We start from the raw sequence: 12,215 nt of genomic DNA, 5'->3' as shown, positions 1-12,215 counted from the left end.
GAATGGTTTATGAGGATAAATATGTATTAAAAGGTTGAATTTACGAGGAAGTAGGTCTTTAGGATAATCAACAATATTTATTATATACCTAAATTTACCTTATATTCCATATTAATTGAAAATATATACTTCAAATTTCATCTTTTATTTTTAAATAGGTGCCATATGTATCATCGTAAAGTCTCTGTAATGAATACTCCTCTATACTCTTTTGCTTTAATTGAAAGGCTTTCTCCTTAAGTTCACCGTTTTTCTTATCTTCCATTGCTTCCTTAATCGCCATTGTCATTCCATTCGCCTCTCCAATGGGAACAACCCAGCCTAAACGTTCATCACTGATCAGATCCTTCACACCTCCAACATCCGTAGAGATGACAGGGGTGTCTGCCCTGGCAGATTCAAGAATGACTAACGGAAAACTCTCACTGTAGGACGCTAACAGTTTCACATCGGATAGTGCCAAGTAGGAATGTACATCTTTTTGATACCCTAAAAATGTAATTTCTTCAGATAATTGAAGCTGTTCAACCTTCTGCATTAATTCGGTTTCGATAGGTCCGTCCCCAATCAGTAATAACTTCACTTGATCGTATCCTTGGTGGGATAGTTCCTTTATGGATTCAAACGCAAGTTCATGTCCTTTAATAGGATGTAGCCTGGCGACCATGATAATCACGAAATCTGTTTCATTTAATCCAATCTCATCTCTTGTTACCTTTTGTATGTATTCCCCATCGAAAGGAATGCTATTGTAAATGACAAAGATTTTGTTTGAATCTAATCCGAATTGAACGAGCATTTCCTTGAATCGGTTTGAAACGGCAAAAAAATAGTCAATTTCTTTTAGAACCTTCATATTCAGCCAGGTGAATACCTTCCCTTTCACTCCGCCTTTAATGAAATCCTTAGAGGGATCACTATGTACAGTGGTGATCCATTTGAAATCGACTTGTTTTTTTAGAAAATATGTAAATAAGTTAGCGCGGGGCCCGTGGGTATGAACGATGTTAACCTGTTGTTCTTTAATGAGGGTTTTGATTTTTTTTAGAACGGAGAAGTCATAGCGCGAGGTTTGACCAAATAGCACTACCGGTAATCCAAACTCCCTTGCTTCCCGCGATAATTTCCCTTCTTGAAAGACACCAAGAATGACTTCTTCTTTATTAAATTGCTGCAATAAAGAAATCAGGTGGTTTTTTGAACCACCTGTTTCCCCACCGCTAATGAGATGTAATACTTTCATTGCGATTTCTCTCCTTATATTCTTTTTCATTTAAAATGAATCCGAGCATCATAAAGAAATATAGAGTGAATGTTTTATCTTCCCAAATGTTATAAATGAATCCGCACCAATAGATCCCGATTAAAAGTCCAATCAAAGGGATAGCGAATAATGAGCTTTTTCTCATCTTCCATAAAGTAAATAACATACCTAGTAGGAATACGGCAAAAGCAATAACACCTAACGCTCCTGTTTGGACAATAACCTGAATGTATTGATTATCTGAATAAATGTCATAATCTATCCCGTAGTCAGAATAAATAGGGGATGAATAACTTTTAGTGGCTGAATCACCATAGGTTGCAAATCCTGTACCGATAACTGGGTGGTCCTTGAATATTTCAAAACCCTTGAAAACAATAAATAATCGGCCGGTTTGTTTACTCAATTCTAAGGTGCTCTTTTCAAAAGTATCTTTTAATCGTTTGCCTTCAGTAGAGCCACCGCCGCTATTCGGATCTTCCTCAGGAGGACCATTACGTTCAATTTGTCCAAAGTCGGTGTTCTTTATCCAATTTGAAGCTTTCGCAACCGGGATATTGATTAAGATCACGCTCGCAATCAGTATGAGAGCAATCCTGCTCATGCTCTTCCAATTACGTGTCAGAAGGATATAAATCACCAGTCCAATGGCAAATCCAATCCATGTTCCTCGTGAGTAGGTAAGAGTCCATACTCCAGTCATTAGGACCATGGAGATCATCAAAAAGATTTTTGTTCCACGTTTACTAACGTTTTGGTAAAGGTATAGTGAAGTCATCAATGCAATCGATAAATACACCGCCAAAACATTCGGGTTATTAATCAATCCATAAATACGTGTTGCATTATTAGGTGATAACTGACGGTTTACCCATGTTTCAGGCATAAACATACTACGAATAGATAATTTCTCTACTAAACCTTGTACGGTCAAAATCATGGCAACCGTGAACGTCACCCAAAGGAATCTTGCTACATCTTCCTTTGTAATGCCTAAGCGTTTGACGGAGTAGTAAACCAGATAAGTGATAAAGAATGCACGGATTTGGAACACGATAGCTGCAACCTGTACACCCGTTAGAAACGCCGCTACCGTACCAATCAGCATAAAGGCAAAGAAGCCCCACTCAAAATGTGTAAAGTGAAATAATGATTTTATATTCTTCTTATGATTCCAAAGGACTCGTAAGAATACGGCAATGATGATGATATCACCGGCAAGCTTAAGGCCCGGGTTGATTTCTGTTAAGAATGATCTCATAGGAAAATATATTAATAATGACAGTAAGCCGTCTTTTGGCTTAATAAAAGCAAGTACAGCCAATACCAGGGATACACCCAACCCGATTTTCGAGTTAGGAATAACCAACGCAGCAATGTAAAGAACTGCGGCTGCAAGGATGTACAGGTACCTCTCCTTCAACTCTTTCATGATAGAAACCCTCTCTATTTGTTTTTACTGAATAGAACCTTTGCTAAGAATTGCGGAAGCGCCATTTGCCGCTTCAGGCGTTTCGGTTCCTTCATTAGTCGATACAGCCACTCAATTCCGAACTTACGATATAGCTTTGGCGCACGCTTCACGTGCCCGGCAAATACGTCAAAGCTCCCGCCGACACCTTGATAAACCAACGTATTCAATCTCGGCATATTTTCTCTTATCCAAAGCTCCTGGCGAGGGCTGCCCATCGCAACGAACAGTAACTTTGCCCCGGATGCATTTATCTGCTGGACTAAGGCTTCATTGTCCTTAATATAACCATTTTGGTAGCCTGAGATGGTGATTCCGGGATATTTCTTTTCTATGTTTTCTCCAGCCTTGGATACAACCTCCTCTTTTGCCCCATATAGAAACACACCATGGTTTTCTTCCTGAGCAAATCGAAGAAGCCTCTCCATCATATCCACACCTGTTACCCGGGAACGGATCTGGCCTCCTTTTAATTTGGAGGCCAACAGAATTCCGACACCATCAGGTATTTGGTAAGTGGCAGAGTTGATCAGTTCTCTCAATTCCGTATTCTTTTCACCCTTCATTACTTTCTCAGGGTTGACAGCAATGATCGTGGAGGTTTGATTCGAACTGATACGCTTTTTAATATCCCCAATAATTTCTTCATACGTGTATGGCGATACATTAATTCCAAAGTAAGACTCTTTCTTCATGTTATCCACCTTATTCCTGAATTGAACGTAAATTGGTCAAATCACCGATTCGATAAACAACTAGATCCTTAAATTCAGGCACACAATTTTTAGTATCGAATACGACAGGTGCTTTTAAGCCTTTTACCAGAACCTGCTCGTCCATTACTTTAAACTCGTTATGATCTGCAAGAACAAGTACCAGGTGAGCATCCTTGATGGATTCTTCAAACGAATATAACGGGAATGAAACCTGCTCATCACGAACATGAGGATCATGTGCTCTTACATCGAATTTAGGATGGTTGACAAGCATTTTCGTAATATCAAGTGCCGGACTTTCACGAACATCATCGATATTTCCTTTGTAGGTCAGACCAAACACTGCGATGACAGGATTCTCAATTTCTGCTGTCAGTCTTTCCACCTGTGAGACAACAAACTCAGGCATGGAGTTATTAATCCCTCTTGCAGTCTGAATAAGCGGGGATTCATCCAAAGCCTTTTCAACGATAAAGTATGGATCTACAGCTAAGCAGTGTCCCCCAACCCCTGGTCCAGGCTGGTGCAGGTTCACCCGTGGATGTTTGTTGGCAAGTTCAATCACATCGTGAGCATTTACATTTAACTTTGCCGAAATTTTCACAAGTTCATTCGCTAAAGCAATATTCACATCACGGAATGTGTTTTCCATCAACTTAGACATTTCTGCTGTAACAGCTTCCGTTTCAATCACATCACCTGTTACAACTTGACGATACACGTCTCCGGCTTGTTTGGAAGCTTCCGGCGTAATTCCTCCGACTATACGGGTATTCTCAATCAATTCGATCAGAATTCGCCCAGGAAGGACCCGTTCCGGACAGTGAGCCAAATAGACATCTTCAAGTGGATTCAATCCACTTTCTTCTATAATAGGAGCAACAACGTCGTTAATGGTTCTTGGAGGGATCGTCGATTCCACAATGATGACGTTCCCTTTTTTCAAATATGGCAGAATCGCTTTCGTTGCACTGACGACATAATCAACATTTGCAGTTTGGTCCTCATGAATTGGTGTGGGAACGGCAATAATAAAGGCATCTGCTTCTTCTGGTGTAACAGAGCCACGAAGTTTTCCACTTGCCACCACTTCTTTGACCAGTTCAGGAAGGCCGACTTCTTCAATATGAACTTCTCCATTATTGAGTTTTTCCACAACTCTCTCACTTACATCTACACCGACGACCTCAATTCCTGACTTAGCGAAGATGGCTGATGTAGGTAAACCTATATATCCTAATCCTATAACACAAATTTTTTCCATCGTTAAGAAACCTCTTTTCGAATAATTAAGTTCGACAATTTCCTAGTTAGTATATCAAATGAAGTCGAAGCTTGCATCATTTACATTGATAGTAATTGCTAGTAATAGATCGGAGTGATAGAATATAGTTTGATTTTCAAGTGTGAGTATCATACACTGTGAATTATTTTATTTTTATAAAAAATGAAGTGTAAGTGGCTTCCCTGAAGCATTCTTATATGATTTACACGACATAAAAAGGAGGAAAACTTCTTTGAAGAAGTTTGTAATTTCTGGATTTTATGGTTTAGGAAACACAGGAGACGAAGCAATCCTGGAAGCAATTATTGACAATTTACGTGAGGAATTTGAAAATCCGGATATCACCGTTTTTTCACTATCACCTCAGAAGACAGCAGAAGAGCATAATGTAAAAAGCGTCTATCGTGCATGGAGAAGAGAGAATAAAGAAAAAGTGAAGGCTTTGAAAGAAGCAGATCTTCTGATCAGTGGAGGCGGTGGCCTGCTACAAGATGCTTATCCGACAAAATTTTTATTTGGTCCCCTTCCTTATTATCTGTTAATCGTCCTATTGGCAAAGCTCTGCAATACAAAAGTCATGTTTTTCTCACAGGGAATTGGACCTGTCACCTCTGGTTGGGGGAAGTTCTTAATGAAGCTTGCCAACTTCGCTGACTTCATTACAGTGAGAGATCAATACTCTAAAGAGCTTCTACACAAGCTTGGAGTTAAGAAGCCTGAAACAGTCGTTACATCTGACATTGTCTTTGCATTCAAAGCAAAAGATGATGATATCTGTATCAAGTCCCTTCCATTAAAGGGAGACGAGAAGATGGTGGCCGTCTCAGTTAGACCTTGGTTTGACCGAATTCAACAATTCGAACAAATGGCCCAGGTTCTGGACAGACTGATTCAAGAAGAAGGAGTCACTCCCGTCTTCGTACCAATGGAAGGTCATCATGATGTGGACGCAAGTGAAAAGGTCATGAGCTATATGACACAGCCTGAGAAAACCATCATGTTAGGCAAAGACTTTACACCTAACCAATACTTGAATTTCATAGGTGAATGTGAGATGACAATTGGAATGCGCCTGCACGCTCTGATTTTCTCTACACTAAAGGGAATTCCTCATATCGGATTCAGTTATGATAAAAAGGTTGAAAGTTTATTAAAGCGAAGTGGAATGTGGAAGTATTCTGCCGACCTTGATAATATTGATGTAAACCAAGTGACAGAAAACGCAAAAACCATTCTTCATAACCGGGAAGCAGAATCTCTCACAGTTAAACAGAATGCTGAAGGAATGAGAAATGAAGCGAAGAGAAATCTACATTTAATGAAAGATAAATTCTTTGCCTAAATATTATAGGAGGGCATACAAATGAAAATATTAATCGCAACCGTTTATGATTACCCCCATGCCGGAGGATTATCGACCCATGTCACGACTTTAAAATCCGGTCTTGAAACCCTGGGACATGAGGTGGATGTATTATCCTTCTCTGATGTCCCTGCATCAAAGCAAAACGTTTATGCCAAAGGACCAAGCTTCATCCTTAACAAAGTCAAAAAGGGCAAAGGCATTGTTTGGTCTCATAATGCCAGGAAAAATTTAATTCAAGCCTTAATCGAAAAGAACAAGGACAAGCAATATGACCTGATTAATGCTCAGGATCCATTTACCACCCTTGCTGCCCTTGAAACCGGAATCCCTACTGTTTCAACTGTCCATGGTTACATGACCTTTGAATCCATCAGTAAAGGGTCCATGGATGAAGGAAGCGAAGAAGCTGCTTATATGAAAGAAGTTGAAATCAAGGCGTATAAAGGAACAAGAAAAATCATCACGGTCGACCAACGCTTAAAAGAGTATGTGAAGGAAATCTCAGGTGTGGACGGACATGCCATCCGGAACTTCATTGATATCCACAGCTTTAAACCGGATCAAGAATTTAGGAATCAATTCCGGGATAAATACGGGATATCAAAGGATGACCATGTATTATTCGTTCCTAGAAGATTAACGAAGAAAAACGGTGTCATTTATCCGGCATTGTCATTACCTAAAGTTCTTGAGAAACACCCTAATACAAAATTGATCTATGCTGGAAGCGGAGAAGCCCTTTCAGAAATCAAGAAAATCGTTGAGAAGCACTCTTTACAAAATAACGTCACTCTTCTTGGAGCCATCCCTCACGATCAAATCAAAGAGTACTATGCATTGAGTGATGTCGTGCTGGTACCGAGCGTCCATTCTGCCGGTGTGGAAGAAGCCACTTCAATCTCTGCACTCGAAGCTATGGGTTCTGGATCACCTCTAGTCGCTTGTGCAGTCGGAGGACTAAAAGAAATCGTTGATCCTGAAGTGGACGGCTTACTTGTAGAAGAACAAAATGTAGAAGAGCTTTCTGATGCGATTATCTACTTCTTGGATCACCCTGAAGAAGGACAAAGAATGGCAGCTAAAGCACGAACGAAAATAGAAGAACAATACTCTCATATCGCTGCTGCTAAAAAGTATGAAGCCATATATAAAAGCGCGCTAGCTTAATTTATTTTAACCAATGAAAAAATACTGCTGACCATGAAGACACTGGATCCCATTGGTCAGCATCTTTTTTAGATAATTATGGAATTCTAAAGCAGGTGACAAAGGTGTCCACATTAAAAAAAACCGCCATATGGATTACTCTATTGGCGTTAGTGCTTAAATTATCCGGATTTCTACGGGAAAGTATCATTGCAAATGAATTTGGTGCGAATGAGTACACCGATGGTTACTTGTTAGCATTTACGTTTATTACCCTGATTGTTGCCATGATCGCCAGTGGTTTTAATAACGTATTCTTACCTATGTATGTGAAGGAAAGAAAAGAGAATCCAGCTGAGACCGAAAGAAATGCGAATGGGATATTAAATAGTACTGTACTCATCTTCCTTGGGGTTACAGCAATCGGATACTTCCTGGTCCCTTACTTCGTGCCCCTCATCTTTGGCCATATGCACCCTACAACAGAAGAGATTGCTGTAGAAATCACCCAGTTTTTCTTTTTGTTCATGAGTGCAATCGCGTTAAACGGCATTTTAGAATCCTATTTACAAGCAAGAAGGGTTTTCGTCCCTTCTCAAATCTCCAAACTTCTTGCAACATTGATGGGGGCCATATTCGCCCTGCTATTTTCAAACATTTGGGGAATTCACAGCTTGGCCTATGGGTTTATTTTCGGGACCGTTTTGGGTGCGATCATCCAATTTTCTTTCTTGTTGAAAAAAGGATTTCAATGGCAACCGACATTACATGTTAATCACGATTTTAGAAAAGCATTTATTGCCCTGATTATACCGTCTTTATTAAATTCGATCGTCGGTCAAGTGAATATGTTCATCGACAAAACCTTTGCATCAGGAACCATTGAAGGTGCCGTCACTTATTTAAATAACGCATCCCTTCTCGTAAGTATTCCAAATGCAATCTATGCCACCACGATCGCGGCAATCATCTTTACTTTACTATCGGAACAGGTCGATAACCCCTCTAAGTTCCAAAACACGTTCTTTATGGGGCTTGAGATTTCCTTGTTAACCTTACTCCCGATTGCAGCCGGATTATTCGTGGTAGGTGACTCTGCACTATCCTTTATTTATGAACGTGGAGCTTTTACAAATGAGGATACACAAAATACGTATCTTGCTCTATTATTTTATTTACCTTTGATTGTCACTCAAGGTTTACAATTTATCGTTTCCAAATCCATGTATGCACGTGGAAAGACCGCTATCATCTTTCGAATCAGTGTGACTACCATCCTTGTGAACGTGATACTGAACTATTTACTCGTCGACAGGATGGGCTACGCCGGCTTGGCCTTATCAAGTTCGATTGTGGCTGTCTATTACTTAGTCGTTTCTTCAATGGTTGTGTATAAAGATTTCGAGAAAAGTGAAGTAACGAAATTAACCAGACTGATCGTTCGCTCCATCCCACCTACGCTGATCATGAGCGTGCCGCTTTATTTTATACAAAAGATTGGTTGGTTCGAGGATTTATACTCGTTGTGGAAATTGCTAATATTAGTGCCGCTGGGAATGATCATATACGCGGTAAGTTTACGCGTATTTTATAGAGAAGGCTTTAACCGTCTCTTGCAAATGCTGAAAAGAAGAAAATAAAGAAATGAGCCCCTCATCTATTTAAGACGAGGGGCTCAGTTTCAATTACTTTGCAACATTTAGTAACTTTACATATGCTCCATGTATATACGCCTCTTTATGATCTAATGAATCAGAGATGACTTTATACCATAGTCCATCCGATTTCTGTACCTCACCTATGATTGTAAGTGGGTACCCGACCTTAAAGATTTCGAACTGAACGTCTGATGTTATGGAGGGTTGTGAACGAACATTCAATCCTACTCTTTCAATTTCAGGATTGATGGTTTCCCCGATGCGATACGCTTTATTCAACATATCTTTACCACCAAGTTCTTTATCCATGGTGTAGAAGCCGCCACCTACTTTTTGACCCCAGTTAATATCCGAGGCATAGTTGATGTTCATCCCAGCCGATTTATTTCCGAATACTCCGCCATTTCCATATGGCCCGAATGGGTCAACATATTTCTTCAGAATAACTTCTTTAGCGTAGTAATTAATCGAATCCTCAAAACTATCAAAAGTCATGGCATTCTCAAAAGTATTCGTATCCGTTGCATTAATCCCAAACAAGTTTTTCTTTTCCCTGGCAATCCTTGAATCCCCCTTGCCCGTTTCGAGCATAGCATGAGAGAGCATTAAAAGAGCATTAACACCATATTGTTCCTCAGCATCCTTGAAAGCCTTCCCGAGTCCGACTAATACGCCATTAGGTGCTTTTTTAAGGATATATTGGTTTAGCTCTTCAGCTGTATAAGATGTTTTGGTTCTCACTGAAATCCTGTTGAAATAGGGATACGATTCACCTACCACTTTTCCACTTTCATTGGTATACGTATGACCATTCCAAGAATAATACTTCTGTCCAGTGCTCATAAAGGCTGGAGCTTTTCCTACTGCATAGGGAGATTTATATATTTTAGTGGTAGGATAATAGATTGTATGAATTAAATTTCCATCCTCCACGTAGTAATAACTCCTCCCTGTTGTTAAAGCTTCTGGAATTAAAGTGACATTTTCATGTTTCACATAGCCGACGGTATCTGCTACCTGCACTTTAATTTTTTCCGAGTCCGACCCAAGGTATTTCATTTCTGACTGGAAAGCATTTGATACATACGTTAACTGTTTGTTCATGGATTCATTGTATACGACCGTGTAACTGGAAGCAGGATAACTGCCTACTACTACACCGCTTGACATTTTCACTACTTTGTCCCCAAGTAATACTACTTGATTATTCGGATTGGTGATAGAACTCTCCGCTTTTTCAAATGTATCGTAATTTCTGTTGATAGGAATGATTTCTCCATTACTGATTGAAGCTACCTTAAAGTATGTATTCGTATCTGGATCACTTGGTTCTTCAGGTTTTTCCGGTGGATTCAATTCGAGCATTCGATAAATAAATGCCGCTGCTTGATCTCTCTTGGCCTTTTCTTTTGGTCTAAAGTAACTTTTACCATCCGTGACATATCCGTTTATCACTTTGTAGTATACGTTCATTGACACAGCCTGTTTAAAGCTTTGATTGATTCTGTCATTGTCTTCAAAGGTTAAATCCATGGATAAATCTTCATATCCCTTATAAAGCAATGCTCTATAAATCATTGCAGCCATCTGTTCACGAGTCACATTTTCCTCTGGCTTAAATTTCCCATCCAGATAACCTGAAACAATCCCCACTCCACTTGCACTATTAATTCCATCCGCAAGCGCGGAAGAGGGTACTACGTCTTTAAATGTATTTCCCGTTACAACCGGAAGCTCTAAAGCTCTTGAAATAAAAGTCGCAAACTCACCTCGGGTCACATTGTCACCAGGTTCATAAACCCCCTCACCATAACCTTTTATGACGCCCTTATCCACCATAGCCCGCATTTCTTTCTCTAATGTAATACCGGTAATATCATCATTTGCAAATACCGGGATTGAGTATGAGAAAGCAAGCGTAAACAAAGTTACGATTATAGCAATCTTCCTTTTCATTCTTTTTTCCTCCATTTCTTCCTAAATTCGACATCCCTCCTCTTATTCTACCAAACTTATACTATAAAACTAAATACTTCTTTTATAAGAAATATATACCAAAAGACCCCCAATCAACTGATTGGGGGTCTTTTCATACATATCACTATTTCACATTATAGATCGCTGCCGCAAATTCTGCTCTAGTTGATTCATCAATCGCTCTAAATTTAGAAGTTTGATATAACGTTGTTTTATCTAAATGATAAAGAGAATTGATGGCTTCACTAGCCCAATAAGAAACGGGAACATCATTATATACCTTGATGCTTGCCGTAGATACTTGAGTCTTGCTGCTTAAATCAAAGGCTCTATCCAGAATGACTGCCATCTGTGCACGAGTCATAGGTTCATACGGTCTAAATGTTCCATCTGTATATCCTTTGATGATTCCAGCGTGTTCAATAGCTGAAATATCTTCGGAAAAAGCATTGCTATTCCCTACATCATTAAAAGAGTTGGATCCGGTAGAATTATAGTTAAGTACGCGATTGATTATGGCAGCAGCCTGTCCACGCGTGACTTGATCATCCGGGCGGTATGATTGGTCATTGTATCCCTTTATTACGTCCTGCTGATTTAATAATTTGATTGCTTCGAATGCAGGATGATTATCAGGTAAATCTTTAAACAGACTGCCCTCAATCGGCTGTTCTACAATCCTTTTACCTTTTACAAACTTTGGTCCCCAGTAAGAACTGCTAAGTGAGGATACTTTAATGCCACTGTTTTCGGCACTGATGAATGAATTATTTCCTATGTATATACCGGAATGAGATATTCCTGGTTTATATGTATTTTCAAATAGAACGATATCGCCTGGTAATAAATCTGATTTTGAAACAGCATTTCCTACTTTATACTGTTCTGCGGATGTTCTTGGTAAATCGATTCCAAACTTCCCGTATATGTAATATAAGAATCCCGAGCAATCAAAACCGCTTGGAGATGTTCCGCCAAATACGTAAGGGACTCCGGTATACTTCTTGGCAAGAGCGACAATTTCTTCACCTTTTGAAGCAGCTGATGCATTCCAATGTGGCGCGAGGGTCAGGGAAAGAACAAATACTATTAATATGCGACTAATTAACCTAAGTTGTTTCAACATATACACCCCGAAATCTTTTTTGTAGGAATTTTGTAGGTAAATTCTAACTAATTTGTAGTTTAGCAGATTTTTCTGCCAATTTTCGTTACGGTTTCATTACAATGTTGTAACATTAGAATATTTTTTGTTGAAAGGGGTAAACAATTGGAATGTGAGTGCAAAATTTGTCATAGATGTTGAAGCCTTATTTGGGTATTATAGAACAA

At 39.4% G+C, this 12,215-nt stretch carries 9 protein-coding genes; 3 read left to right on the top strand and 6 right to left on the bottom strand.

Translation table 11 applies throughout. From position 1 onward, the window contains the following. Positions 1–130 precede the first annotated feature (130 nt). From BVI01S_RS14280 to BVI01S_RS14265, 4 genes are read right to left on the bottom strand one after another with little or no spacing between them, the layout of a single operon-like run. Positions 131–1,243, bottom strand: coding sequence for a glycosyltransferase (locus BVI01S_RS14280; RefSeq protein ID WP_061810708.1), 1,113 nt, complete (start codon positions 1,241–1,243; stop codon positions 131–133). Beyond that, complete coding sequence (locus tag BVI01S_RS14275) at positions 1,221–2,696, bottom strand: O-antigen ligase family protein (protein ID WP_061810707.1); 1,476 nt, start codon at positions 2,694–2,696, stop codon at positions 1,221–1,223. The genes BVI01S_RS14280 and BVI01S_RS14275 overlap by 23 nt, the downstream gene beginning before the upstream one ends. 14 nt (positions 2,697–2,710) lie before the next feature. Then, a complete protein-coding gene (locus BVI01S_RS14270; protein ID WP_061810706.1) occupies positions 2,711–3,430 on the bottom strand; it encodes a WecB/TagA/CpsF family glycosyltransferase in 720 nt (239 codons plus the stop codon). Positions 3,431–3,440: 10 nt separating this feature from the next. Continuing rightward, positions 3,441–4,715: a nucleotide sugar dehydrogenase gene (locus tag BVI01S_RS14265; protein WP_061810705.1), complete on the bottom strand. Its 1,275-nt coding sequence runs from the start codon at positions 4,713–4,715 to the stop codon at positions 3,441–3,443. Between the two features lie 253 nt (positions 4,716–4,968). Between BVI01S_RS14265 and csaB the strand changes: the two genes are divergently transcribed. From csaB to murJ, 3 genes are all read left to right on the top strand, one after another. Further along, the gene (gene csaB, locus BVI01S_RS14260) at positions 4,969–6,078 is read left to right on the top strand and encodes a polysaccharide pyruvyl transferase CsaB (protein WP_061810704.1); all 1,110 of its coding nucleotides are present in this window, start codon (positions 4,969–4,971) and stop codon (positions 6,076–6,078) included. A gap of 21 nt (positions 6,079–6,099) precedes the next feature. Further along, a complete protein-coding gene (locus BVI01S_RS14255) occupies positions 6,100–7,269 on the top strand; it encodes a glycosyltransferase family 4 protein (protein WP_061810703.1) in 1,170 nt (389 codons plus the stop codon). A 104-nt stretch (positions 7,270–7,373) separates the two neighbouring features. After that, complete coding sequence (gene murJ / locus BVI01S_RS14250; RefSeq protein WP_061810702.1) at positions 7,374–8,888, top strand: murein biosynthesis integral membrane protein MurJ; 1,515 nt, start codon at positions 7,374–7,376, stop codon at positions 8,886–8,888. Between the two features lie 45 nt (positions 8,889–8,933). Here murJ and BVI01S_RS14245 read toward each other — a convergent pair whose 3' ends face one another. Both BVI01S_RS14245 and BVI01S_RS14240 read right to left on the bottom strand, forming a co-directional pair. Beyond that, positions 8,934–10,862 (bottom strand): S-layer homology domain-containing protein, encoded by a 1,929-nt coding sequence (locus tag BVI01S_RS14245; protein WP_167562122.1) that lies wholly within the window; start codon positions 10,860–10,862, stop codon positions 8,934–8,936. Between the two features lie 145 nt (positions 10,863–11,007). Further along, positions 11,008–12,009, bottom strand: a complete 1,002-nt coding sequence (locus tag BVI01S_RS14240; protein ID WP_061810700.1) for a C40 family peptidase — start codon at positions 12,007–12,009, stop codon at positions 11,008–11,010. Positions 12,010–12,215 lie beyond the last annotated feature (206 nt).

This window comes from Rossellomorea vietnamensis NBRC 101237 (assembly GCF_001591825.1).
GTDB lineage: Bacteria > Bacillota > Bacilli > Bacillales > Bacillaceae_B > Rossellomorea > Rossellomorea vietnamensis.
This window is presented reverse-complemented; position numbering and strand designations above follow the sequence as displayed.

Excerpts from the sequence above, each read along its gene's own strand:
- BVI01S_RS14240 (WP_061810700.1), bottom strand. The coding sequence starts at position 12,009 with ATGTTGAAACAACTTAGGTTAATTAGTCGCATATTAATAGTATTTGTT.
- BVI01S_RS14245 (WP_167562122.1), bottom strand. The coding sequence starts at position 10,862 with ATGAAAAGGAAGATTGCTATAATCGTAACTTTGTTTACGCTTGCTTTC.
- BVI01S_RS14265 (WP_061810705.1), bottom strand. The coding sequence starts at position 4,715 with ATGGAAAAAATTTGTGTTATAGGATTAGGATATATAGGTTTACCTACA.
- BVI01S_RS14255 (WP_061810703.1), top strand. The coding sequence starts at position 6,100 with ATGAAAATATTAATCGCAACCGTTTATGATTACCCCCATGCCGGAGGA.
- BVI01S_RS14275 (WP_061810707.1), bottom strand. The coding sequence starts at position 2,696 with ATGAAAGAGTTGAAGGAGAGGTACCTGTACATCCTTGCAGCCGCAGTT.
- BVI01S_RS14270 (WP_061810706.1), bottom strand. The coding sequence starts at position 3,430 with ATGAAGAAAGAGTCTTACTTTGGAATTAATGTATCGCCATACACGTAT.
- BVI01S_RS14280 (WP_061810708.1), bottom strand. The coding sequence starts at position 1,243 with ATGAAAGTATTACATCTCATTAGCGGTGGGGAAACAGGTGGTTCAAAA.